The sequence below is a fragment of the Stenotrophomonas sp. 364 genome (assembly GCF_009832905.1).
Classification (GTDB): Bacteria; Pseudomonadota; Gammaproteobacteria; order Xanthomonadales; family Xanthomonadaceae; genus Stenotrophomonas; species Stenotrophomonas maltophilia_AP.
On sequence record NZ_CP047135.1, the window covers coordinates 804,140 to 827,508 of the forward strand.

28 protein-coding genes are annotated in these 23,369 nt (G+C 67.8%); 18 read left to right on the forward strand and 10 right to left on the reverse strand.

What is annotated here, in order from left to right; genetic code table 11:
- Window positions 1-27 precede the first annotated feature (27 nt).
- The 3 genes from GQ674_RS03825 to GQ674_RS03835 are packed head-to-tail and all read left to right on the forward strand — an operon-like array spanning window position 28 to window position 3,046.
- Window positions 28-1,713, forward strand: coding sequence for a GMC family oxidoreductase (locus GQ674_RS03825; protein WP_159496019.1), 1,686 nt, complete (start codon window positions 28-30; stop codon window positions 1,711-1,713).
- Complete coding sequence (locus GQ674_RS03830) at window positions 1,713-2,288, forward strand: gluconate 2-dehydrogenase subunit 3 family protein (RefSeq protein ID WP_159496020.1); 576 nt, start codon at window positions 1,713-1,715, stop codon at window positions 2,286-2,288. The genes GQ674_RS03825 and GQ674_RS03830 overlap by 1 nt, the downstream gene beginning before the upstream one ends.
- Window positions 2,288-3,046, forward strand: a complete 759-nt coding sequence (locus GQ674_RS03835) for a DUF1080 domain-containing protein (protein ID WP_159496021.1) — start codon at window positions 2,288-2,290, stop codon at window positions 3,044-3,046. The genes GQ674_RS03830 and GQ674_RS03835 overlap by 1 nt, the downstream gene beginning before the upstream one ends.
- A 30-nt stretch (window positions 3,047-3,076) precedes the next feature.
- On the opposite strand, the gene GQ674_RS03840 is transcribed toward GQ674_RS03835, so the two are convergent.
- From GQ674_RS03840 to GQ674_RS03860, 5 genes are read right to left on the reverse strand one after another with little or no spacing between them, the layout of a single operon-like run.
- Complete coding sequence (locus tag GQ674_RS03840) at window positions 3,077-3,373, reverse strand: cytochrome c (protein WP_201290213.1); 297 nt, start codon at window positions 3,371-3,373, stop codon at window positions 3,077-3,079.
- A gap of 18 nt (window positions 3,374-3,391) precedes the next feature.
- Window positions 3,392-4,258 carry a sugar phosphate isomerase/epimerase gene (locus GQ674_RS03845; RefSeq protein ID WP_159496022.1) on the reverse strand — a complete coding sequence of 289 codons (867 nt, stop codon included), beginning with the start codon at window positions 4,256-4,258 and terminating at the stop codon, window positions 3,392-3,394.
- An 18-nt stretch (window positions 4,259-4,276) separates the two neighbouring features.
- On the reverse strand, window positions 4,277-5,401 hold the full coding sequence (locus GQ674_RS03850; protein ID WP_159496023.1) for a Gfo/Idh/MocA family oxidoreductase: 1,125 nt from the start codon (window positions 5,399-5,401) through the stop codon (window positions 4,277-4,279).
- Window positions 5,402-5,413: 12 nt separating this feature from the next.
- A complete protein-coding gene (locus GQ674_RS03855; protein WP_159496024.1) occupies window positions 5,414-6,631 on the reverse strand; it encodes a nucleoside permease in 1,218 nt (405 codons plus the stop codon).
- A 26-nt stretch (window positions 6,632-6,657) separates the two neighbouring features.
- On the reverse strand, window positions 6,658-7,710 hold the full coding sequence (locus GQ674_RS03860) for a sugar phosphate isomerase/epimerase family protein (RefSeq protein ID WP_159496025.1): 1,053 nt from the start codon (window positions 7,708-7,710) through the stop codon (window positions 6,658-6,660).
- Window positions 7,711-7,805: 95 nt separating this feature from the next.
- On the opposite strand from GQ674_RS03860, the gene GQ674_RS03865 reads away from it, so the two are divergent.
- The 4 genes from GQ674_RS03865 to GQ674_RS03880 all read left to right on the forward strand — a co-directional run bounded on the left by GQ674_RS03865 (window position 7,806) and on the right by GQ674_RS03880 (window position 10,784).
- On the forward strand, window positions 7,806-8,813 hold the full coding sequence (locus tag GQ674_RS03865) for a LacI family DNA-binding transcriptional regulator (RefSeq protein ID WP_159496026.1): 1,008 nt from the start codon (window positions 7,806-7,808) through the stop codon (window positions 8,811-8,813).
- Between the two features lie 153 nt (window positions 8,814-8,966).
- Window positions 8,967-9,353 (forward strand): hypothetical protein, encoded by a 387-nt coding sequence (locus GQ674_RS03870; RefSeq protein WP_159496027.1) that lies wholly within the window; start codon window positions 8,967-8,969, stop codon window positions 9,351-9,353.
- Window positions 9,350-9,628 carry a hypothetical protein gene (locus GQ674_RS03875; protein ID WP_159496028.1) on the forward strand — a complete coding sequence of 93 codons (279 nt, stop codon included), beginning with the start codon at window positions 9,350-9,352 and terminating at the stop codon, window positions 9,626-9,628. Before GQ674_RS03870 ends, GQ674_RS03875 begins: the two co-directional genes overlap by 4 nt.
- 130 nt (window positions 9,629-9,758) lie before the next feature.
- Entirely contained in the window at window positions 9,759-10,784 is a 1,026-nt protein-coding gene (locus tag GQ674_RS03880) for an AI-2E family transporter (protein ID WP_159496029.1), read from the forward strand.
- 27 nt (window positions 10,785-10,811) lie between these two features.
- On the opposite strand, the gene GQ674_RS03885 is transcribed toward GQ674_RS03880, so the two are convergent.
- Window positions 10,812-12,791, reverse strand: coding sequence for a hypothetical protein (locus GQ674_RS03885; protein ID WP_159496030.1), 1,980 nt, complete (start codon window positions 12,789-12,791; stop codon window positions 10,812-10,814).
- A 151-nt stretch (window positions 12,792-12,942) separates the two neighbouring features.
- Here GQ674_RS03885 and GQ674_RS03890 point away from each other — a divergent pair, with 151 nt between their 5' ends.
- Window positions 12,943-13,158, forward strand: a complete 216-nt coding sequence (locus tag GQ674_RS03890; RefSeq protein ID WP_159496031.1) for a hypothetical protein — start codon at window positions 12,943-12,945, stop codon at window positions 13,156-13,158.
- On the opposite strand, the gene GQ674_RS03895 is transcribed toward GQ674_RS03890, so the two are convergent.
- Both GQ674_RS03895 and GQ674_RS03900 read right to left on the reverse strand, forming a co-directional pair.
- A complete protein-coding gene (locus GQ674_RS03895; protein ID WP_159499212.1) occupies window positions 13,159-14,220 on the reverse strand; it encodes an MBL fold metallo-hydrolase in 1,062 nt (353 codons plus the stop codon). It abuts the gene before it with no gap.
- Window positions 14,221-14,332: 112 nt separating this feature from the next.
- The gene (locus GQ674_RS03900; protein ID WP_159496032.1) at window positions 14,333-14,902 is read right to left on the reverse strand and encodes a TetR/AcrR family transcriptional regulator; all 570 of its coding nucleotides are present in this window, start codon (window positions 14,900-14,902) and stop codon (window positions 14,333-14,335) included.
- 255 nt (window positions 14,903-15,157) lie between these two features.
- Here GQ674_RS03900 and GQ674_RS03905 point away from each other — a divergent pair, with 255 nt between their 5' ends.
- The 7 genes from GQ674_RS03905 (at window position 15,158) to GQ674_RS03930 (ending at window position 19,301) form a co-directional block, all read left to right on the forward strand.
- Window positions 15,158-15,607, forward strand: coding sequence for a DUF1801 domain-containing protein (locus GQ674_RS03905; RefSeq protein WP_159496033.1), 450 nt, complete (start codon window positions 15,158-15,160; stop codon window positions 15,605-15,607).
- Window positions 15,608-15,660: 53 nt separating this feature from the next.
- The gene (locus tag GQ674_RS03910; protein WP_159496034.1) at window positions 15,661-16,176 is read left to right on the forward strand and encodes a DUF1801 domain-containing protein; all 516 of its coding nucleotides are present in this window, start codon (window positions 15,661-15,663) and stop codon (window positions 16,174-16,176) included.
- Window positions 16,177-16,317: 141 nt separating this feature from the next.
- Window positions 16,318-17,472: a metallophosphoesterase gene (locus tag GQ674_RS03915; RefSeq protein ID WP_159496035.1), complete on the forward strand. Its 1,155-nt coding sequence runs from the start codon at window positions 16,318-16,320 to the stop codon at window positions 17,470-17,472.
- 45 nt (window positions 17,473-17,517) lie between these two features.
- Entirely contained in the window at window positions 17,518-17,856 is a 339-nt protein-coding gene (locus GQ674_RS03920) for a hypothetical protein (protein WP_159496036.1), read from the forward strand.
- A 93-nt stretch (window positions 17,857-17,949) separates the two neighbouring features.
- The gene (locus GQ674_RS03925) at window positions 17,950-18,615 is read left to right on the forward strand and encodes an alpha/beta hydrolase-fold protein (RefSeq protein ID WP_236546180.1); all 666 of its coding nucleotides are present in this window, start codon (window positions 17,950-17,952) and stop codon (window positions 18,613-18,615) included.
- A 75-nt stretch (window positions 18,616-18,690) separates the two neighbouring features.
- On the forward strand, window positions 18,691-18,885 hold the full coding sequence (locus GQ674_RS21565) for an RES family NAD+ phosphorylase (RefSeq protein WP_236546181.1): 195 nt from the start codon (window positions 18,691-18,693) through the stop codon (window positions 18,883-18,885).
- A gap of 2 nt (window positions 18,886-18,887) precedes the next feature.
- Window positions 18,888-19,301, forward strand: coding sequence for a hypothetical protein (locus GQ674_RS03930; protein WP_159496037.1), 414 nt, complete (start codon window positions 18,888-18,890; stop codon window positions 19,299-19,301).
- Between the two features lie 10 nt (window positions 19,302-19,311).
- Here the strand turns inward: GQ674_RS03930 and GQ674_RS03935 are convergent, their stop codons facing one another.
- Together GQ674_RS03935 and GQ674_RS03940 are read right to left on the reverse strand one after the other, a co-directional pair.
- Entirely contained in the window at window positions 19,312-20,721 is a 1,410-nt protein-coding gene (locus GQ674_RS03935; RefSeq protein ID WP_159496038.1) for a DUF2867 domain-containing protein, read from the reverse strand.
- Between the two features lie 30 nt (window positions 20,722-20,751).
- The gene (locus GQ674_RS03940; protein ID WP_128096117.1) at window positions 20,752-21,066 is read right to left on the reverse strand and encodes a metalloregulator ArsR/SmtB family transcription factor; all 315 of its coding nucleotides are present in this window, start codon (window positions 21,064-21,066) and stop codon (window positions 20,752-20,754) included.
- 392 nt (window positions 21,067-21,458) lie between these two features.
- Between GQ674_RS03940 and GQ674_RS03945 the strand changes: the two genes are divergently transcribed.
- The 3 genes from GQ674_RS03945 to GQ674_RS03955 are packed head-to-tail and all read left to right on the forward strand — an operon-like array spanning window position 21,459 to window position 23,366.
- On the forward strand, window positions 21,459-21,893 hold the full coding sequence (locus tag GQ674_RS03945; RefSeq protein WP_159496039.1) for a pyridoxamine 5'-phosphate oxidase family protein: 435 nt from the start codon (window positions 21,459-21,461) through the stop codon (window positions 21,891-21,893).
- Between the two features lie 11 nt (window positions 21,894-21,904).
- On the forward strand, window positions 21,905-22,645 hold the full coding sequence (locus GQ674_RS03950; RefSeq protein ID WP_159496040.1) for a DUF72 domain-containing protein: 741 nt from the start codon (window positions 21,905-21,907) through the stop codon (window positions 22,643-22,645).
- Entirely contained in the window at window positions 22,638-23,366 is a 729-nt protein-coding gene (locus GQ674_RS03955) for a DNA-formamidopyrimidine glycosylase family protein (protein ID WP_159496041.1), read from the forward strand. Before GQ674_RS03950 ends, GQ674_RS03955 begins: the two co-directional genes overlap by 8 nt.
- Window positions 23,367-23,369: the final 3 nt, after the last annotated feature.

The following is a 23,369-nucleotide window of genomic DNA, read 5'->3' on the forward strand; positions in this document are numbered from 1 at the left end:
GCTATCCACCCAGGTGAAGTAGAACCCATGGCAGACAATCACTACGACGCAATCGTTGTTGGCTCCGGCATCAGCGGCGGTTGGGCGGCAAAGGAACTGACCGAGAAGGGCCTCAAGGTCCTGATGCTGGAACGCGGTCGCAACATCGAGCACGTCAAGGACTACGTCAACGCGATGAAGGAGGCGTGGGATTTCCCGCACCGCAACCGGCCCACCCAGGCGATGAAGGCTGACTATCCGGTGTTGATGCGCGACTACGGTCTGGCCGAGAACCTTGAAGGCATGTGGGCCAACGAGAAGGAATCGCCTTACACCGAGACCAAGCGATTCGATTGGTTCCGCGGCTATCACGTGGGCGGGCGATCACTGATGTGGGGGCGGCAGAGCTATCGCTTCTCCGACCTGGATTTCGAGGCGAACCTCAAAGACGGCATCGCCACGGATTGGCCGATCCGGTATGCCGACATCGCACCGTGGTACGACCATGCGGAGAAGTTCGCGGGCATCGCAGGCACCCGGGAGGGGCTGGATGTGCTGCCCGATGGCGAATTCCTGCCGCCGATCCCGTTGAACATCGTCGAGAAGGACGTGGCTGCGCGGATCAGGAAAGCGTTTGGCGGAACACGCCATATGATCCACTCGCGCACCGCCAACATCACCCAGCCCATGCCCGAACAGGGCCGGGTCAACTGCCAGTACCGCAACAAGTGCATCCTGGGCTGCCCCTTTGGCGCCTATTTCTCGACACAATCGGCGACGCTGCCGGCGGCGATGAAGACCGGCAACCTTACATTGCGGCCGTTCTCGATCGTCAAGGAAGTGCTCTATGACAAGGACCGCAAGCGTGCGCGCGGTGTAGAGATCATCGACGCCGAGACGGGCCAGACCTATCAGTACACAGCCAAGGTCATCTTCCTCAATGCGTCGTCCTTCAACTCGACCTGGCTGCTGATGAATTCGGCGACCGATGTCTGGGACGGTGGTCTGGGCTCGTCGTCCGGCGAACTCGGGCACAACGTGATGGACCATCATTTCGGCGCGGGCGCCTCCGGCCGGGTCGAAGGATATGAAGACAAGTATTACTTCGGCCGTCGCCCCTGCGGCTTCTACATTCCCCGTTTCCGCAACGTCGCTGCGGACAAGCGCGGTTACCTGCGCGGGTTCGGCTACCAGGGCGGTGCCAGCCGCAGCGGGTGGTCACGCGAGATCGCCGAACTCAACATCGGGGCCGATTTGAAGGAGGCGCTGACTGTCCCCGGTGACTGGCGCATCGGCATGACCGGCTTCGGCGAAATGCTGCCGCACCACGACAATACGATCCGCCTGGACGCCGAGCGCAAGGACAAGTGGGGCCTGCCGGTGTTGGCGATGGATGTGTCCATGCGCGCGAACGAAAAGGCGATGCGCAAGGACATGGCCGCCGATGCTGCCGAGATGCTGGAGGCTGCCGGTGTGAAGGACGTGGAGATGCACGACAACGACTACGCCCCGGGCAAGGGCATCCACGAAATGGGGACCGCGCGCATGGGCCGTGACCGCAGAACCTCCGTACTGAACCAGCACAACCAGGTCTGGGATGCGCCCAACGTCTATGTCACCGACGGTGCCTGCATGACCTCCAGCGCCTGCGTGAATCCTTCACTGACCTACATGGCACTCACCGCGCGCGCTGCCGACCACGCCGTGCGCGAGCTGAAAGCGGGGAACCTCTGATGGATCGCCGCGAACTGCTGAAGATGATCGTCGCCGCCACCGGTGCGGCCATGATCGGCCTGCCCGCGCTCGCCCAGGGGCAGGCGCCCGCCGCAGGGGCGAAGACGCCGTTCTCCGACGCGGATGTGGGCACGCTGGATGAGATCGCCGAAACCATCCTGCCGCGCACGGCAACGCCGGGGGCGAAGGACGCCGGGGCCGGTCTGTTCATGGCGCGGTTCGTCGCCGACTGCTACACGGCCCGGCAGCAGGCGACGTTCCGGGCCGGCCTGGCCGATATCGACAAGCGCGCCGGCGGCCGGTTCGTTGCGCTTGCGCCGCAGGCCCGCACCGAACTCCTGCGCGCGCTGGATGCAGAGGCCCGGAAACACGCGGTCGACGTGACCGAGACCGGCACCGCCGAGGAAGGAGAACGGATGCCGCACTACTTCACCATGATCAAGCAGCTCGCCATCTTCGGCTTCTTCACCTCGAAGGTCGGCGCGACCGAGGTGCTGCGCTACGTCGCCGTACCGGCTCGCTACGACGGCGAGCTGGCCTATGTGCCTGGCACGCCCGCCTGGGGGACCAGCTGATGAACCGTACCCCGTTGATCAGGTCTCTCCACGTCGCAGCGGGGCTGCTGGCCACCGCGTCTGTGTTTGCGCAGTCCGATACCGACCCCGCGCGCGATCCAGCCAGGACCGAGGTGTGGACGCCCGTGCCCGCTGTAGTGTCCGCGCCGCCGGGCAAGGCGCCTTCCGATGCGATCGTGCTGTTCGACGGCAAGGATGTGTCTGCCTGGGAGGCGGAGCAGGGCGGGCGCGTGCCTTGGCGCGTGGCCGACGGCGCGCTCACGGTGGTGCCGGGTAGCAAGGGCATCCGCACCCGGCAGCGCTTCTGCGACATCCAGCTGCATGTCGAGTGGCGCACGCCCACCGATACGAAGGGGTTCGACGGTCAGAACCGGGGCAACAGCGGCATCTTCCTGCAGGAGCTCTACGAGCTGCAGGTGCTGGACAGCTACAACAACCCGACCTACGCCAATGGCCAGGCCGGCGCGATCTACAAGCAGGCCATGCCACGGGTGAATGCCTCGCGTGCGCCGGGCCAGTGGCAGGCCTACGACATCCTCTGGAAGGCGCCGCGCTTCTCGCCGGGCGGCGGGCTCATCTCGCCCGCGCGCATCACCGTGCTGCACAACGGTGTCCTGGTGCAGGACGACACGGTTCTCTCGGGCAAGACCGAGTACATCGGCGCACCGTCGTACGCGCCACACGGGTGCGCGCCGCTCTACCTGCAGGAGCACGATGCCAAGGTCAGCTACCGCAACATCTGGGTACGCGAACTCTGACGGCGCAGGGCCGGCGCCAGTGCCGGCCCGCTACTTCGCCAGGTAACTGCTGATGTCGTCGATCTCCTGCTGTGACAGGTGGGAGAAGGGCGGCATCAGCCCGCCACCCTTGCTGATCTTCTCCTTGATCTGCACCGGCGTCATGCGCTTGCCGATATCGGTCAGCGCGGGGAACGCGCCGGGCATGCCCGCACGATCCGCGCCATGGCAGGCCGTGCAGTTGCTCGCGTACAGCTTCGCGCCCGCAGCAGGGTCGTCCTTGGACCACGCCGCCGGCGCATGTGTTGCCGCCCACAGGGTCAGCGTCAGTATCAGGGTCGTTTTCAAGCAGGGCTCCTTTGCGGGCTAGCGCGGTGCGCGGGCGGGCAGGCTGACGGTCAGGTGGTTGCGCAGGTAATCGGCACCGGTCTTGATCACCTTGGCAGGATCACGGGGTTGGTCGTGCTCGACGATGTACCACTGCACACCGGCACCCGCCGCCGCCGGCAGGATCGCGTTCCAGTCGAGCACGCCCTGGCCGACCGCTGCGAAACCGCCTTCGTCTTCGGCCTGGCCCTTGGGCGCATTGTCCTTGGCATGGACGGCGAACAGCCGGCCGCGGAACTTGCCCAGCATCACCGCCGGGTCGTAGCCGGCGCGCGCCACCCAGGCAAGGTCCAGCTCGGTCTGCAGGTCAGGCCCGGCCGCGGCGAACAGCAGGTCCAGGCCGGTCCTGCCATTGAAGTCGACCAGCTCGAAGTCGTGATTGTGGTAGGCCAGGTGCATGCCCTCGGCCCGTACCTGTTTCGCGATCCGGCCCAGTTCCTGGCCCAGTGCGGTCCAGCCCGCGGCGTCTGTCGGCCGATCCTTCGCGTCCAGGTAAGGCACCACCAGTGTGGTGTTGCCGATCGCCCGGTTGAAGGCCACCACGCCGGCCAGGTCGCTGCGCAGCTCGGCCAGGGGCACGTGCGACGAAATCGCCTTGATTGCGTACCGGTCCAGCAGCTGCTTGAGTTCGGTGGCACTGACCCCCTGCGTGCCCACGGTCTCCACCGCACCCACGCCCGCGTCATGGACGATCTTCAACTGCTGGTCGAGCGAGCCGGCGTTGCGCAGTGAGTACATCTGCACCGCGATGGGCTTATGCGGGGTAACGATGTCGTGTGCGAAGGCGGGCAGGGCCGCGAGCAGCAGCAGGGCGAGGGTTGCAGTTCTGCGAACAGAGGTGTTCATCAAACGATCTCCCGTGATTCAGCCGATGGTGGTCCAGGCGCGTGTCCTGGCCGATGCAATGACGCGGTCGACGATCAGCGCCGAGCGCACGCCGTCTTCGAAGGTGGGCAGACCTTGCGGCTGCTCGCCTTCAATGGCGCGATAGGTGTCGGCGACAAACGCCTCGAAACACTGTCCGTAACCCTGCGCATGCCCAGCGGGCAACACCGACAGCCGGCGTTGTTCGGCACTGCCGGCGCCTGGCCCACGGACGAATATTTCCTCGCGCTGGTCGGGACGGCCGACCCATAGCCGCTCCGCGTCTTCCTGGTTGAACGCCACGCTGGCCCTGGCGCCATCGATCTCGAACCAGAGGCGATTGTGGCGTCCGGCCGATACCTGGCTGACCGTCAGTGATGCCAGCGTGCCTGCGCCGGTCTTGAACATCGCCGCCGCCACGTCCTCGCTCGCAACCGCCTGCATCGCGCCGCCGGCCACCGCCGTGGTGAAGCTCTGCCCGGTGTCGGTGCTGCGTTCGGCGATCACCGTGGCGAACGCCGCGCTGACCTCGGCGAAGCGCTCGCCGCTGACCCATTCCACCAGGTCGCACCAGTGCGAGCCGATGTCGGCGAACACGCGCGACGCGCCGCCCAGCGCCGGGTCCACGCGCCAGTTGTTGCTGGCCGGGTCCAGCAGCCAGTCCTGCAGGTAGCTGCCATGGATGAGGTGCAGCGGCCCCAGTTCACCCTGCGCGATGCGGGCGCGGGCCTCGCGGATCACCGGGTGGTAGCGGTAGACGAAGGGCACCGTGGCGACCAACGCGTTCGAGGCGGCCAGTGCAGCCAGGGCCTGGGCGTCTTCCAGCGTCGTCGCCAGCGGCTTCTCGCAGATCACGTGCTTGCCCGCTTCCAGCGCCGCCTGCGCCATGCCGCGGTGCAGATGGTTGGGCGTGCAGACGTGCACCACCTGCACCTGTGGATCGGCGACCACGTCCTCGATGTCCCGATACGCACGCGGCACGCCCCACGCCTGCGCCACCTCGTGTGCGCGTTGCGGTGACGAGGCGGCCACGCCCCGGATCTCCGCACCGGCCAGCAGCGCCGCGCGACGGTGCACGGCGCCGATCATGCCGGTACCGACGATGGCAATTCCAAGCTTGGGCATCGGGTGGGCTCCTCAGGGGGTGGACGGTGCGGCCGCGACCACCGGCCGGTCGCGGAACAGCAGCAGGAAGGCGATCAACACGACCAGCGCGACACCTGCCGGGAACAGCCAGATCTTCTGCCAGTCCGGGCCCGCCGCCGTGGTGTAGTGCTCCACCACCGCGCCGGACAGGAACGTGCCGATCAACATGCCCACGCCGTAGGTGGCCAGGGTGATGAAGCCCTGCGCGCTGCTGCGCGCGGCGGGGCCGGCATGCGCATCGGTATAGATCTGCCCGGTAACGAAGAAGAAGTCGTAGCAGATGCCGTGCAGCACGATGCCGATCACCAGCAGGGAGAAGCCGCCGCCTGCATCGCCAAAGGCAAACAGGACGTAGCGCACCACCCACGCGGCCATGCCCACCGCCAGCATCGTCTTGACTCCCAGCCGCACGAACAGGAACGGCATGGCCAGCATCAACAGGACCTCGGACACCTGGCCCAGCGATTGCAGGCCGGCGGCGCTGCGCACGCCCAGATCGTTGAGGTAGGGATTGGTGAAATTGTAGTAGAACGCCAGCGGGACGCAGATGGCGATGGAGGACAGGAAGAACACCAGGTAGGCGCGCGACTTCAGCAGCCGCAGCGAATCCAGCCCCAGGATCTGCCCCAGGCCGGCATCGCGCTGTTGCGCCAGTGGCGGCGTGTGCGGCAGGGTGAACGCATACAGGCCCAGGCCCAGCGACGCCATCGCCGCCATCTGGAACGTCAGCTCCAGCCGGTGTGCCTGTTCCCAGCCCAGCCAGCCGATCAGCACGCCCGCCACGATCCAGCCGACGCTGCCGGCCACCCGCACCAGCGGGAATTGCTTCTCAGGCGATTGCATGTGCCGCATCGCCACGCTGTTGGCCAATGCCAGCGTCGGCATGAACAGCAGCATGTAGCCCATGACGCAGGCGAAGAAGATGTTGAAGGTGGTTGCCGTGGACGCCAGCCACATCAGCAGCGCACCGGCCAGGTGCAGCACCGCGAGGATGCGCTGCGCCGCGAAGTAGCGGTCGGCGATCAGGCCAACCAGGAACGGCGCGACGATGGCACCGATGGACTGGCTGAGGAAGGCCGTCGCCACCTGGCTCGCGCTGGCCTGTAGCGGCCCCTGCACCAGGTACGTCCCCAGGGTCACGAACCACGCGCCCCAGATGAAGAACTGCAGAAACATCATCGCGCCCAAGCGCGACATGGTGTGCGTCATGGCTTGCCCTCCCAGGCAGTGATGGCTCAGATCCCCAGCATGCGGCGCAGTGATCCAGGATCGGTGCCGCTGTCGGCAAAGTCGTCGAAGGCGCGCTCGGTCACGCGGATGATGTGGTCGCGGATGAAGGCCGCTCCCTCTCGCGCGCCGTCCTCCGGGTGCTTCAGGCAGCACTCCCATTCCAGCACCGCCCAGCCGGGGAAGTCGTACTGCGCGAATTTCGAGAAGATCGCCTTGAAGTCGATCTGCCCATCACCGAGCGAGCGGAACCGGCCCGGACGATCGATCCAGTCCTGGTAACCGCCATACACGCCACTGCGCGCGCTGGCGTGATACTCCGCGTCCTTGACGTGGAAGATGCCGATGCGCGCGTGGTAGCGGTCGATGAAGCCGAGGTAGTCCATCTGCTGCAGCAGCAGGTGGCTGGGGTCGTACAGGATCTTTGCGCGGGGGTGATGGTCCACCACGTCCAGGAAGCGCTCGAAGGTCGCGCCGTCATGCAGGTCCTCGCCCGGATGAATCTCGAAGCACAGGTCCACGCCGCAGGCGTCGAAGGCGTCCAGGATGGGGCGCCAGCGGCGGCCGAGTTCGGCGAAGGCTTCCTCCACCAGCCCAAGCGGACGTTGCGGCCAGGGATAGAAATAGGGCCAGGCCAGTGCGCCGGAGAACGTGGCATGCGCCGTCAGCCCCAAACGCTGGCTGGCCTTGGCCGCCAGCAGCAGCTGGTCCACCGCCCAGGCTTGGCGGGCGGTCGGATTGCCGCGCGTGTCCGGCGGCGCGAAGCCGTCGAACAGGCTGTCGTAGGCGGGATGCACGGCAACCAGCTGCCCCTGCAGGTGGGTGGACAGCTCGGTGATCTGCAGGCCATGCCCGGCCAGCATGCCGGCGACGTCGTCGCAGTACGCCTGGCTGCGCGCCGCCTCGGCCAGATCGAACAGGTGGGGCGCGCTGGTCGGTATTTGTACGCCAGAATAGCCCAGCCCTGCGGCCCAGCCGGCCAGCGTGTCCAGCCGATCAAAAGGAGGTGTGTCGCCGATGAACTGCGCCAGGAACAGCGCTGGACCCTTGAGCGTTTTCAAGAGGATTCGCCTTCGATGCAATCGATTGCATTATCCTAGCAGCGGCATTCGAAAGACGCGTTGTGCACTGCACAGCGGAAGGAAGAGGTAACGCCATGGCCACCATCTACGATATTGCAAAGCACGTCGGCGTCTCGGCAGGCACGGTGTCGCGGGCGCTGTCCCGACCGGAGAAAGTGCTGCCGGCCACGCGCGCGCGCATCGAGCAGGCGGCCGCCGCGCTGGGCTATGTCCCCAACACGGTGGCCAGAACGCTCAAGACCCAGCGCAGCGGCAAGATCCTGGTCACCGTGCCGGACATCGCCAATCCGTTCTTCGCCCAGATCCTGCAGGGCGCGGAGGACGCGGCGCAGGCCGTTGGCTACGCCGTGCTGCTGGGCGATACCCAGAACCTGCCCGAGCGCGAGGAGCGCTACGCGCAGATGCTCCGGCGCAACGAGGCCGATGGTCTGATCGTGCTGGGGCATCGCCTCCCGCCCACGGCACGTGACATCGTCCAGCAGCAGGGCAGTGCCGCGCCGGTGGTCAACGGCTGCGAGTTCGATCCGGCGCTGGGCATCCCCAGCGTCCACATCGACAACGCGGCCGCCGCGCGCGCGGTGATGGACCACCTGTACGGGCTGGGACACGAGCGCATCGCCGTGGTCGGCGGGCCGCCGGACAATCCCCTGCACCAGCAGCGACTGGAAGGGGTTCGGGCCGCCGGCAAGGCGCGCGGTCGCCTGCGTCACCTGAGCGTTGTGCCGGGTGACTTCTCGGTGGAATCCGGTCATGCGGCCGGGATGGAACTGCTGGCCCGCGCGTCGGTGCCGACGGCGGTGTTCTGCTTCAGCGACCAGATGGCGCTGGGCGTGCTGGCGGCCTGCCGGGATCTGGGCATCGGCGTGCCCGATGGCCTGTCCGTCGTCGGCTTCGACGACCTGGCGTCGTCGCGTTACCTCACGCCCCCGTTGACGACCATCCGGCAACCGATGCGGGAGATCGGTGCCCGCGCGGTCCACCTGCTGCTTGCCATCATCGAACGAGTCGATGTGCCGCTTCAGCAGACGCTGGATTTCAGCCTGATGGTGCGGGGCTCGACGGCTGCGCCCGGATGCAGGTAATGGCAGGGGCACCGCCGCGGAAGAGCCACCCCAAGGGTGGCTGCTGTCGCGACCTGCGCCACGTGCAGCTACCGTAGGGCGAGAGCGGCACGATAAGATCGCTGGAACAGCCACTACGGAACGGTGTGCAATCCCATGGAGAGGAGCGGAGAGATGACACGACAGGGTGCTGCATTCCTGACCCTGCTGGCCCTGTCACTGGCGGCCGCGTATTTTCTGCAGATTGCGATAGTGGCCAAGGGCCGGTTCGAATTCGGCGTGGCGGACATCGTCGCGTGCGAATCCGGACTGCTGTTCGCATTGGTGGGCGGCTTGATTTCCAGGCGCTATGGTTTCGCCGTGGTGGTCGGCGTGACGTACGCGGCCTTCTGGGCATTGGCGATCTACCACCTAAATACATCCACGGGCGGCGGTTGGGTCCTCGAAATTCTCTCGGTGAACGCAGTGAACATTGCCGCATCGGTTCTGGCCGGTATCGCGGGCGCGTGCCTCGGGGTATTCCTTCGCAACCGCAAGCGGACGCGGCCGCGAGTAGCGTGAAGCGAGGCAGCGCCGCGCTTGGAGGGAGCCTGCTGCTGGGTTGGATCGCCCTGCCGTGGCTATTGGCGCGGGCGGACAACCTGGCGTTGTTCGCGCTCCATCAGCTGTACCACCTTCCGCTCGCGGCGTGGATCGGCGCACCGTTCTTCCGTGCCGACAGCGAGGTGATGTTCGTCGTGCAGCCTGCGGGACGCGTGTTGACGGCCGTGTTCTACCTGGCGATCGGCGGTGCAATCGCGCTGGTCGGCCAACGACGGACGAAGCGCACCGGGTGACCACCCCGCAGGTAGCCTTGGCCCTGGGCGGGCCAAGCGCGCTGCGCACGCCGGATGGTGGTCACGTGCAGGTCACCCGCCCTGCCATCGGCATCCACTACCATGGGCCGACCCCGCCGGATGCTCCCCCATGTCCCTTGTAATCCCCACGTTACCCAGGCCCCCCACCGCCCGCATCGCCGCGTGGCTGCTGATGCTGCTGGGCATGTGGCTGGCCTTGAAACTGGGCCTGGTGGTGACGCTGCTGTCGGGCCTGCTGGTGTTCCAGCTGACCCATGTGCTGGCCTCGGTAGTGGAAGGGCGGCTGCGGCCGGGGCGGGCGCGGGCGATCGCGGTGATCGTACTGGCGGCGGTGATCATCGGCGTGCTGGTGTTGGCCGGCATCGGCATCGCGGCGTTCTTCCGCAACGAGACTGGCGGCCCGGACGTGCTGTTGGCGCGGCTGATGGACATCCTCAATACCTCGCGCCACCAGGTGCCGGCGCTGCTGCAGCCCTACATTCCCGAAGACCTCACCGCGCTGCGCGCCGCACTGAACGACTGGGCCGCCGAACACCAGCGCCAGCTGGGCGTGGCCGGCACGTCGGTGGTGCAGGTGAGCGTGCGGGTGCTGATCGGCATGGTGCTGGGCGCGATGATCGCGCTCTACGACGAACTGCCGCTGCCGAAGATGGGCCCACTGGCGCAGGAACTGATCGGCCGCACCTCGCGGCTGGCCACCGCGTTCCGCCAGGTGGTGTTCGCACAGGTCAAGATTTCCCTGCTCAACACGCTGTTCACCGCGATCTTCCTGCTCGGCGTGCTGCCGCTGTTCGGGGTGCACGTGCCGCTGTCCAAGACGTTGGTGCTGATCACCTTCCTGGCCGGTCTGTTGCCGGTGGTGGGCAACATCATCTCCAACACCATCATCACCATCGTGGCGCTGTCGGTGTCGTTCTACGTAGCGATGGCCGCGCTGCTGTACCTGGTGGTGATCCACAAGCTGGAGTACTTCCTCAACGCACGCATCGTCGGCGGCGAGATCCAGGCACGGGCCTGGGAGCTGCTGCTGGCGATGCTGGTGATGGAAGCAGCGTTCGGCCTGCCCGGGTTGGTGGCCGCGCCGGTGTTCTATGCGTACATCAAGCGCGAGCTGCTGGACCAGCGCTGGATCTGAGCGCGCCCGCCCGCACCGTGGGCGGCGCTAGCGCCGGGTGAGCTTGCTGCGGCGGTAGTCGGTGCGGTTGGCCTGGAAGCGGGCGATGCTCTGGCCCAGTTCGTCCAGCGCGCCGACCGGCAGCCACAGCTGCTGGGTGCCGCGCGTCATCGCCGTGTATGCCGCACGCACCGGGTTGTGCGCGTAGCCCCGGCCGAAGCCGGTGCGGAAGCAGCACATCGACATGGCCACCACCGCGAACTCGGTGTTCTTGGCATGCTCCACCAGCAGCAGTTGCAGCGTGGCGTCGTGGAACTCGGCCAGGCGCTGGCCAAGTTCGATGAAGCGGTCGCGGTTGTAGCCGCGCATGAACATGCGCGGGATCTGCGGCATGTCCTGCTCGCTGCATTCGGCCAGCAGCGCTTCCCAGCGCTGGCTGCTGCCGCCATGCGAGGTCATTTCGCGGTAGGCCTCTTCGCCGCGGTTCACATCGCGGCCCACGCTGGTCAGCGTGTCCGGATGAATGCCGAACGGGACGCCGGCGGCAGCCAGGCGCTGGGCTTCTTCCAGCAGCCGCCATGGGTTGCCGTAGACGCGCGCACCATTGCCGGGAACCTCGTCCCAGCTGGTGTAGGTCCGGGTCAGCGTGGGCTGGTCGGCCGAGCCTTCGAACGGCCCGTCGAAGAAGCCGGTGGCGTCCAGCGCCATGGTCTCGTTGACCAGGTGCTCCACCAGCCGGCCCTGGCGCACGGACTGGGCGATCTCCAGCTTCATGCCGGTGGCAAAGCGCGGCGCACGTCCCACCAGGCGCTGATTGGGGTCGCCCAGGCTAATCACCGACCCTTCGTAGCCGGACAACAGGCCTTTCCAGGCCGGGCTCATGTCGTGGCCTTCATCGATCAGCAGCGTGCCCCACAGGGTGGGAATGCGCGCACCGTGCAGGGCCAGCCACTTGCCGATATGGTCGACGTTGAGGCTGAGCAGGGTGGTCTTCTGCACGGCCGGGTCGAACATGCAGCGCCACACGTGCTCGGCGGCGGCGATGTAGGGGCCGGCATCGATCATCGCCCACGGCAACGCGCGGACGAAGTGGCGCGGCTCCAGCCGCTCGGCCGGCGACCGGCACCAGGCGGCGATGCCGTCGAAGGCCACGCGCAGCACGCTGGTGGGGGCATGGTTGCCGATCGGCTGCAGGCCGATGCGCTGGGCGATGTCGCGGAACGAGGCCTTGCTGATCTGGAAGGTCGGGCGGAACGCGGTGCCCAGAATGCCCTGGCGGAACGCGGCGCCGGCGATCTGGTTGGCGAAGCTGATCTGCGACAGGACCTCGATCGGCAGCGCGCCACTCAGCCGGCGCCGGAAGGCCTGCACCTGGCTGGGACGTGGCGCGATGTAGGTGTAGCGCCGGGTCGCGCTGTCCAGCAGCTGCAGGATCAGGTGGGTCTTGCCCGCGCCTGCGTAGGCGTCCAGATCGATGTGTTCGTCATCGTTGGCCACGATCGCGCGCAGTGCACGGGCCTGCTCGGCGGTGTAATCGTGGGTGCGCTCGACATAGGCCGGGGCCTGCGCAACGTCGATCCCGACGTCATCGGGTTCTTCACCGGCGGCGTCGGTATAGAAACGGATGGTGTGCGGCTCCAGCGTGGTGCGGCAGGCCGCCTGGAACGGATCCACCGGGTAGTCCGTCGGAGACATCCGGCAGAACTCGGCCACCACCGCGTCCGGGCCCAGCACCACGCTCTGTGCAGCCAAGGCCTGCAACGCGTCGTTGAGCTGGCCAGGCATGCCGGCGGCCAGGGCCTTGAACTGGGCATCGGCATCATCGGGCTGCGCGGCAAACAGCGCGCAGGCCTGGTCGATCAGGCGGGTCAGCGCGGCGCTGTGATGGGCGCGCCCTTGGCACAGCGCTGCGGCGAACAGGCCGGCACGCTCCAGCGCGCTGGCCGGGATCTGCCCCACATCAAGGAACGCGGCAAGCGCTGTTTCGCTCAGCGGCAGGAAATACACGGGTTGGGTCGGCAGGGGCATTGCAGGGGCAGTCGGACGGCTGCCGGCACGGTAGCAGATGCACCCCGGCTGCGCGTGCAACCGGGGTGCGTTGGCTTATGCTGCGGCAGTGCCCGGCACCTGCCCGGCTCGCCGTGCCCCGTCCAGCATCACCCGGATCAAGGACCTGTCCATGTTGTTCTTCCTGCTGTTGCTGGCCATCACTGCGGTGAGTTTCTGGATTGTCTTCCTGGGCGGCGCAGAGCGCGTGCAGGGACTGTTTTCGCTGCTCAGCTTCGACCTGGTCGACCTGTTCACCGAACCCCTGACCGTGCAGCAGGTGCGCCTGTGCACGGCGATCACCTGGTGCATCGCGGTGGTCATCATCGCGGTGGTCGGCCTGCGCTGATCACATCGCGCTGCCCGCCGGGGTGATCCGGCGCGCGTCCTGTTCGGCCTTCACCTGGCGCCACCACGGCGTGCCCGGCTGTGGTGCGTCCAGGTCCAGGCGTTCGCCCATGCCCGGCGTGGCCAGAGGTATTGCGCGCTGACGCGCCAGTGCGCTGACCCGTTCAAACGGCTCGTCCCACTGGTGCAGGGCCAGGTCGAAGGTGCCGTTGTGGATCGGCAGCAGCCAGCGGCCCCGCAGGTCCTGGTGGGCCTGCACGGTCTGCTCGGGCTGCATGTGCACGAACGGCCACTTGGCGTCGTAGGCACCGGTTTCGATGAAGGTGACATCGAACGGCCCGTAGCGCTCGCCAATCTGGCCGAAGCCGTCGAAGTAGCCGGTGTCGCCGCTGAAGAACAGGCGCAGACCGTCATCCAGGATCACCCACGACGCCCACAGCGTGCGGTTGCCGTCGCGCAGCCCGCGGCCGGAGAAGTGCTGGGCCGGGGTGGCCGCGAAGCGCACGCCGTCCACCTCGGTTTCCTGCCACCAGTCCAGCTGGCGCACGCGGTCGCGCGGCACGCCCCAGGCGATCAGCCGGTCGCCCACGCCCAGCGGGGTCAGGAACACATCGGCGCGGCTGGCCAGGTACTTGATGGTGGCGCGGTCGAGGTGGTCGTAGTGGTCGTGCGAGAGCAGCACGCCGCGGATGGGCGGCAGGTCGTGCAGCGCGATCGGCGGGGCGTGGAAGCGCTTGGGCCCCATCCACTGCACCGGCGAGGCACGCTTGGAGAACACCGGGTCGGTCAGCCACCAGCCGCCGCGCAGTTTCACCAGCAGGGTCGAATGGCCCAACCGGTACAGGCTGTGCTCGGGGGCACTGGCCAGCTCGGCGGCGGTGATCGCATGCACCGGTGGCGGCGCGGGCGGCGTGGTGCCGGCGGGGCGGTCGAACAGGAATTCCCACAGCAGCTTGAGCGTACCGGTGACGGTTTCCTTGGGCTTGGGGGCGACGTTGGTGAAGTGGCCGTCGTGCATCTGCGGCGACTGGTCATTGGAGGCGATAGGCACGGTGAGGGTCATCCCGATAAGTACGGTGAGGGAGAAGGCGAGGGCAAGCAGGGGGAGGGCTCTCATGCGGCGCCTTCTGGTTTATGAGTGTGTACGCACTCATTTATTTGAGGAAAAAACGGGGTCATCGTTGGATGCCTTTCCAGAACAGGTCGAACCCGGCCTGCTGCAGCGTCGCGGCGTTCTCGGGGTCGGCCGCCATCGCCTCCAGCGTGGTTTCCAGCAGGTTGATCAGCACCCGGCCCAGGTAGAACGGCAGCCGTTCGGGATCGATGTGGCTGGCCAGGCTGGTTTCCAGCGCCTGCAGCATGCTGCCTAACAGGCACGCGCATTCGCTGCGGGTGTGCGCGCTGATGCGCTCGGACACCTTGAGCTGGCGCAGCGCCATGCGATCGATGGGGTAGGTCGAGCCCCAGGCGATCAACGCGTTCCAGGCATGCAGCACCAGGTCGCGGGCGTCGGCCTGGTCCGGGAAGTCCGCGCCGAGCACCATGGCCAGCCGGGTTTCCAGACGCACGAACAGCGCGTTGAGCAGCGCGTCCTTGGTCTCGAAGTAGGTGAATACCGTGCCTTCGGCCACCTTCGCCGCCCGTGCGATCTGCGCCGTGGACGCGCCAATGCCCTGCGCGGCCACCAGTTTGGCGGTAGCGTCGAGGATAGCGTCGCGTTTCTGTTCGCTGAGCGGGCGGGCCATGGGAATGAGTAAGTGAGTGCTTGCTCATTTATAGGCGCGCGACCTGCCCGACGCAAGTGCTGGCGGCGGCGCTGGCGGGTTTTGTTCAGCCTCTTACGGTCGGAGGCGGCTGGGCGGAACGCTGGATGCCGGCGCCCCGCGCGGCGATCCGCACGATCGGGTGTACCGCTACGCGCGCTGAGCCCTGCCTGCGTTGCCATCCCGTGCACTGGGGTCTATAAGGCGGTTCTGGGCCGCTTCCGGAAGGCGTACACCATGCCAAAGCGATCAACACCGTCTGCTGCTACCCCGCCCGCCAAGGCTGCGCCGCGCCTGTTGGCCGGCGGCAATCCGCAGATCGCCAAAGGCGAGGGCGACGCGCCCGTACAGGCCTATATCGCGGCGATGCCCGGCTGGAAACGCGCCGTGGGTGAACGCATGGATGCCCTGATCAGCGCAGCGGTGCCGGGCGTGCGCAAGGCGGTGAAGTGGAATTCACCGCTGTATGCCGCCGGCAATGACGGCTGGTTCCTGAGCCTGCATTGCTTCACCGGGTACATCAAGGTGGCCTTCTTCCGGGGCACCGCGCTGAAGCCGGTGCCGCCGGAGCCGTCGAAGAGCCAGGACACGCGCTACCTGCATATCCGCGAAACGGCGCCGTTGGACGAGGCGCAGTTCAGCGCCTGGGTCCGCCAGGCCAGCCGCCTGCCGGGCGAGCGCATGTAATTGGCCCGCGTGCCGGTGGTTTCTCCAACTGCCATCCCTGCCAGGACATTCCCATGACCAAGGCCGCCTCCCGCAGCACCTCCACCGCATCGGCCGACCAGAGCCCGTCGGCCGCGCAGGTCATCGACGCGAAGATTGCCGGCCTCGACGACTGGCGCGGCACGACCCTGGCGCACGTGCGCCGCATCATCCAGCAGGCCGACCCGGCGGTGGTGGAAACGGTGAAGTGGCGCGGCGTGCCGGTCTGGGAACACGACGGCATCCTGTGCACCGGCGAAACCTACGCGCACGCGGTCAAGCTGACCTTCGCCAAGGGCGCCGCGCTCGACGATCCGGCCGGGCTGTTCAACGCGAGCCTGGACGGCAACACGCGCCGCGCGATAGACCTGCGCGAGGGCGACACGATCAACGCGACGGCACTGAAAGCGCTGATCCGTGCTGCGGTAGCGGTGAACGTGGCGGCCAAGGCGGCGAAAAAGGCGGCGCCGCGCAAACGTGCGGCACCCAAGGCGGCAACCGCCACGCGTGCCGCGGCGCCAACCGGCATCGCACGCCCCCCGCGCCGGTAAGTGTCGGCCGGCCACGAGGCGCATCGTGGCCAACATGACAGTGGCGCGGTGGCAGCGGCCGGCGGATTCGGCAAAGATGGGGGCTGCCTTCTCGCCCTGTAGCGCGATGTCGGCTCTCCCCCATTGAAACTGGATCTGCCTGTGCTGAGTGTTGTTGGTGTGCTGCTTGCGTTGTATTTGGTGTGGCGCGTGGTGTGGCCGTTGCGGGTGTCGCTGTCACTGCGTGGCCCGCTTGGATTGCTGGTGGTGTCGCTGGCCCTGCATCACCGTATCGTGGCCCGGTTCGCCGGCACCATGGCCTCGCCGGAACTTCCCAAACCGGTCATCGCGGTGCTCGCCACCGGCTTCACCGCGCTGCTGATCGGCGCACTGGCAGTGTTGGTGCTGGATGCGCTGCTGCTGGGCGCGCGCCTGTTGCGCTGCCCACGTGCCACCGCCGCACTGCGCACGGCGTGGCTGCGGCCGGCCGCGATGGGTGTGGCGCTGGTGGTGTCGGCGTATGGCATCTGGCAGGGCATGGCCGTGCCGCAGACCCGACACATCGAGGTGGCCATTGATGGTCTGCCGGCACAGTTCGACGGGTACCGCGTGCTGCAGCTCACCGACATCCACGCCAGCCGCCTGCTGACCGGTGCCTGGGTGGCCAAGGTGGTGGCCAACAGCAATGCGCTGTCGCCGGACCTGGTGGTGATCACCGGTGACCTGATCGACGGCACGGTGGCTGCGCGTGCCGCCGATTTCGCCCCGTTGGGCAAGCTGCGCGCCCCCGACGGTGTCATCGCCATCACCGGCAACCACGAGTACTACGCGCAGTACGCCGACTGGATGCAGGCCTTCCGCGCGCAAGGCATGCAGGTGCTGGAGAACACCCACACTCAGGTCCGCCGCGACGGTGCGGTGCTGACCATCGCCGGCGTCACCGACCCGGTGGCGGCGCGCTACGGCCTGCCGATGCCGGACCTGGCCGCCGCGCTGGCCGGCGCCGATCCCCATGCCCCGGTGATCCTGCTCGACCACCGCCCCGGGGCGGCGCGTGCCAATGCCGCACGCGGCGTCGCACTGCAGTTGTCCGGGCACACCCACGGCGGGCACATCGTGGGCATGGACCAGCTGGTCAAGCGTGCCAACGGTGGTTACGTGTCCGGGCGCTACGCGGTGGACGGCATGACCCTGTATGTCAGCAACGGTGCCGGGCTGTGGGCCGGTTTCGCCGCGCGCATCGGCGTGCCGTCGGAGATCACCCTGATCACGCTGCGCCAGGGCGCGCCGGACCGTCAGATCGCCGGCGCGCTATAGTCCGGCCATCGACGGCAGCCGCCGTCGCTGGATAGAGGCGTATGCATGCTGATCCTGCTGTTGGCCGCGATGCTGGTGCTGCTCAATGCGGTGGCATCGGTACAGGTGTGGAACCGCCCGGACGTGCCGCGACCACAACGTGTCGCGCAACTGCTGCTGGTCTGGCTGCTGCCAGTGGTCGGGGCGCTGTTGTGCCTGGTGTTCGTGGCGATGACGCGCGCTGGCGATGGCGGCGGCAGCGATCCGGGACCGTCCTACGTCAATGACAGCGGCTATGCGTGGGGTGAGGGTGACAACGGCGGCACGCGGTGCGCCGCGGACATCGACAGTTGCGACGGTGGCGGCGACAGTGGGGGCGGAGACGGTGGCGGTGGGGGTGACTGAGCGCGGCCAGCCTCACCGCAGCTGAACGCCGCAGCTTGGCAAGCCCGCAGGGAATTGCGACGCTTGCGCGCTGATAGGGCGGAAAGAACGCGGATGAAAGCGATGCGCAACGTGCTGGGAACGATGATGGTGCTGGCTACCACCGGTGGCTGTGCGCTGCAGGGCGATGCGCTGCGCAGTACACCTGCGGCGACGGCGGCAGGCGTGGTCCTGCCCGATACCGAGAGCTGGAGCGTGCATGATCCGGCCGGGCGCGATTACCCGATCTGGGTGGCGCTGCCGGCCAGCTACGCGCAGCACCCGGAGCGGCGCTACCCGGTGCTGTTCGTCACCGACGCGCTGTACAGCTTTCCGCTGGTGCGCAGCGTGCGCAACCTGGTGGGGCAGGGCGGCGCCAACCTGGAAGATTTCATCCTGGTCGGGCTGCCGCCGCAGCAGGGGCTGACCTCCAAACAGAGCCGCTCGCGCGACTACACGCCCACCCAGCCGCAACGCACTGCCGACGACGACTACAGCGACGACGTGGTCTACGGCGGTGCCGCGCACTACCGCGATTTCCTGGCCACGCATGTGTTGCCCGCGGTGGACGCGCGCTACCGCACCGATCCGGCACGGCGCAGTTTCGCCGGGCATTCCTACGGCGGCCTGTTCGGCACCTATGTGCTGCTCACGCGCCCGCAGATGTTCCAGACCTACATCCTGTCCAGCCCGTCGCTGTGGTTCGATGGGCACTACATCGACCGCCTTGAACAGGACTAGGCGCAGCAGCACCGCGCGCTGCCGGCGCGGGTACTGCTGGCGATCGGCAGCGAAGAGACGCCCACGCCCGATGCGGTGGACGGCCCCCGCAACGACATGGTGCGCGATACGCAGGCGTTCGCCGACCGCCTGCGCCAGCGTGGCTACCAGGGCCTGCAGGTGGACAACCGCGTGATCCCGGCCGAAGACCACCTCACCGTGTACCCCACCACGCTGACCCGCGCGCTGCTGCAGGTTTACCCGGGCGCCGGCCCGTACGACGGCGGCTGAGCATGCAGACCGTGCGCACCGTGCCGTTGTTTGACGCCCGCTGCAGCCACTGCGGTGAGGCGTTCGCCCATCCCAGCCTGGGCGATGCGGTGTACGGCGCGCTGATGCTGTGCAGTGTGGACGGACGCCAGCACGCGATCGTGGACGGCTTCAGCGCGGTACCAGCGCAGGTCGCCGTGCTGCTCGCTGACGATCCGGACACCGCGCTGTGGCCGGTGCTGGCCGCGTTGGCCGATCCACCTGAAGGCTCGGCCTGGTCGGTGGAGCTGCATTGCCCGCACTGCGGTCAGCCCGATCCGGCCTTCCAGGAAGGCACGCGCCGCGGCATGGCGGACATTCCGTTGGCCCGCTTCGGCCAGTGCGCAGCGGGCGACCTGGCCGCGCAGGTCGCACGGCTCGCGGATCGCCAGCGCTGAGCCCACCCGATCAGGCCAGGGCGGTGTCCTGCAGCGATATCGCCGTGGCCAGTTCCGGTGCCAGTGCGTGTGCCACGGCCATGCGCAGCATCGCCGGGCTGACGTGGCGGCGGTGCACCCGGTTGATCGCCGCCATGTACAGGCGACCGAACGCATTGAGCGTACGCACCTTTGTGCCCAGCGCGATCACCGCCGCACCATCGTCCAGAATCTGCACGCGCACGCACGAGCGGAACTGCAGGTGGCGGTCGTCGGCGCCGAGCAGGACCTCGGCGCTGCGGTCGGCGGCGTCGCTGGCCTGGGCGTGTACCGGGAAGCGACCGGCGAACCGCTCGCCGGGACCGTCGGACAGCAGCGAGGACACCGGGCAGCCCAGCGGCGAGGTACGCAGCCGCAAGGGGGTCACCAGGATGTTGCGCAGGGCCATCAGCCGGCCCACGCCCGGCGGTGGGTTGCGGACGAATCCCTCCAGCACCGCTTCCAGCAGTGCACGCGCCGAATGCCCGCCGACGCTGTGGGCGGGCAGGGTGACATAGGTGTAATCCTGGTGGTCGAAGCCCTGCGGCAACGCCTGCTGCAGCAGTGAATCGGCCGGCGCCTCCGCCTGCGTGCCCAGCGTGCCGCATGCCGCGCGCTGTCCGATGTAGCCCTGGGCCGGGCGCACCCGCGCCAGGCCGCTGCGCACCCGCCCGACCAGATCGCGGCTGCCGGCGCAGCAGCGCGCCAGCATCGAGGCGGCCGGTGCGCGCAGCGACAGCGTCACCTGCGGAAGCTGGTCCAGGTCGGTCTGCTCAAGCAGCTGCTGCAACGCCGGCGGCAGGGTGTCGGTCAGCGAAGGAATGTCGGCGGCGCCTGCATCGATGCGCGCACGTTGCGCATCGCTCAACGCGCCACTGCGCTCATCGGCGTGGCAGGACAGCGCGAACAGCGCCGGATGCCGGGGATGACGCGACACGAACTGGTGCCAGGTACCGCTGCCGAAGCGCACAGTGAACAGGCAGTCCGGCGGCACGTCGATGCAGCGCAGGGCGCGCACGAAGGCGGCCGGGTCCTGCTGCAGTTGTGCATCGGACACGGTGGAAAAGCGCAGCTGGGCGCCGCCGCTGCCGGCAATGGCGGTGAACATGCGCGGGCCGGCATGGCGATGGAACGGATGCCCGGTGCGGCCTACCGAGAACGAGTACAGCGACGAGGCATCGCCGTGCGCCAGGTGCATGCCGCCCAGCCGGGCGGAAGGTTCGTCCAGCGCATCCACGAAGCGCGGATGCTGTGCCTGGCGCAGGCCCGCGTCGCGCAATAGCGCATCGCCGGCGCCGATCCCGAGCTGGGCGATCAACGCCACTTCGACCGGGCTCCCATCGCCGCAGGACGGCAGGCTGATGCTGGGAAACGAGCGGCTGACGCGGTGGGTATCGAGCATGACGTTCTCCTTGTCCTGCGGCGGTACGGCTCAGGTAGCAGGCTTGCGGCGCGCACGGGCGCGGCTCTCACGCTGCAATGGCCCACCCACCGGGCAGACCTCGGCGGCCCACGCGAACAGGGTGTTGGCCAGCCTGTCGGGCACCTGCCGGAAGTACACGAACTGGCCGCGCTTCTCGCGTTCGATGAGCCCGGCGTCCTCCAGGATGCGCAGGTGGCTGGACAGCGCCGGCTTGCTGAAATCGAAGCGCTCGCCCAGCTCGCCGGCGCTCAACTCGCCGCCATTGAGGTAGGCCAGGATCTGTCGGCGGGCAGTGGAGGCGAGGGCTTCGAAGATGCGATCCATGGCGGTAGTTAACTAATTCGTTAACTGATGGTGGTCCGCCGGCGTGCTGCTGTCAAGGGGCTTTTGCAGCGCGACCCCCGGGCGTGACCGATGCCTGCCCACGGAGGCGTCGTGCGCGCCCGCGGCAGCAACACGGGCGAGCCCAAGCAACACGGGCGAGCCCACCCCGCTGGCCGACCTCAAGGGCGAAGACCCGTGGCAGGACCTGTGGTTCCATTCCAACCCGTGTTCATCGACGCCCGCCCCCGGTAGAGCCACGCCATGCGCGGCTGTCTGCCTCCGATGCGGCCCGCCGTGCTCCGGCATCGCGTGAAGGCCAGGACAGCGCGCCTCCACGGCACGGTCACTGCCTTCCGCCGACGCTGGCAGCCTGTCCCCAACCCGGATGCGCCATGACCACCCTGACCCTGCCCGAACTGGCCAAGAAGATGGCCAACATCGACTTCACCATGCTGCAGACCCACACCGACAGCGGCGAGATCGCGGCGCGGCCGATGAGCAACAACGGTGACGTGGACTACGATGGCGACAGCTGGTTCTTCACCACCGAAGACACCGACATGGTCCGCGAGATCACCCGGGACCCGAAGGTGGCGCTGAGCTTCAGCGGCAGCAAGTCGCTGCTGGGCAAGCCGCCATTGTTCGTGGCGGTGCAGGGCAGGGCAACCCTTCACCGCGACAAGACGATCATGCAGCAGCACTGGGTGAAAGACCTGGAGCGCTGGTTCGAGCAGGGCGTGGATAGTCCGGGCCTGGTGCTGATCCAGGTAGCTGCGGCGCGTATCCATTACTGGGACGGGGAAGACCAGGGCGAAATCCTGCGCTGAGGGAGGCCGACATGGACGCGTCGGGCATGCCGAAGATCGGGTGTGCGGGCTGGTCGATTCCCAGCCGCTACGCGGCGCACTTCGGGCCCGGCGACAGCGCGCTGGCACGCTATGCCACGCGCTTCGAGGTGGCGGAGATCAATTCCTCGTTCTACCGGCCGCACCAACGCACCACCTACGCGCGCTGGGCGGCCACCGTTCCGTCGGAGTTTCGTTTCTCGGTGAAGCTGCCCCGGACGATTTCGCACGATTCGGGGCTGGTGGGCGTCGGCCCGCTGCTGGACCGCTTCCTGGACGAGGTGGGCGGGCTGGGGCGCACGCTGGGCGCGCTGCTGCTGCAGTTGCCGCCATCGTTGGCCCTGGATACACGCCGCGCCGGGAGTTTTTTCCGCGCCCTGCGTCGACGCACGCCAGTGCCCGTGGTCTGCGAGCCTCGCCATGCCAGCTGGTTCAGCGCGCAGGCCGAGGCACTGTTGCAGCGCCACGCGATTTCCCGGGCCGCGGTGGATCCGGCGCGCGTTGCCGCCGCGGCGCTTCCTGGCGGCGCGCAGGGGTGGCGGTACTGGCGCTGGCACGGTTCGCCGCGCATGTATTACAGCGATTACCCCGATGCCGCATTGGCCAATCTTGCCGCACACCTCGTGCAACACCCAGGGCAGGCGCAGGCACCGTGGGTGATCTTCGACAACACCGCCCATGGCTTTGCGATCGCCAATGCCCTGCGCCTGAAGGAGATCGTCACGCATGCCTGAAGGTCCCTCCATCGTCATTCTGCGCGAAGCCGCCGCCAAGTTCCGCGGCAAGACCGTGCGCCGCGCACTGGGCAACAGCAGCCTGGACCTCACCCGCATGGAAGGGCGGCGGGTGCTGGCGCTGCGCAGCTGGGGCAAGCACTTTCTGATCCAGTTCAGCGGCTTCAGCCTGCGCGTGCACATGCTGATGTTCGGCAGCTACCGCGTCGACGAACGCAAGCCCTCACCAGCGCGCGTGTCGCTGCAGTTCGACAACGGCGAGTTGAACATCTATGCCTCGTCGCTGAAGTACATCGAAGGGCCGTTGGAGGACACCTACGACTGGCGCGGCGACGTGCTCTCGCCCGACTGGGATCCGCGCCTGGCCCGGCGCCGGCTCAAGCAGCAGCCGGACACCCTGATCTGCGATGCGCTGCTGGACCAGGCGCTGTTTGCCGGGGTCGGCAACATCATCAAGAATGAAGTGCTGTTCCGTACCCGCGTGCATCCCGAATCGACGATCGGCAGCATCCCGCCGCGCACGCTGGGCAAGGTGATCGCCGACGCACGCACCTACAGCGAGGCATTCCTGGCGTGGAAGAAGGCCGGCACGCTGCGCCAGCACTGGCAGGTGCACACCAAACGGACGTGTCCGTGCTGTGGCGGGCCGCTGTCCAAAACCTACCCGGGGCGCAGCAAACGGCGGACCTTCTTTTGCCCGAACTGCCAAGTGAAGTACTGACAC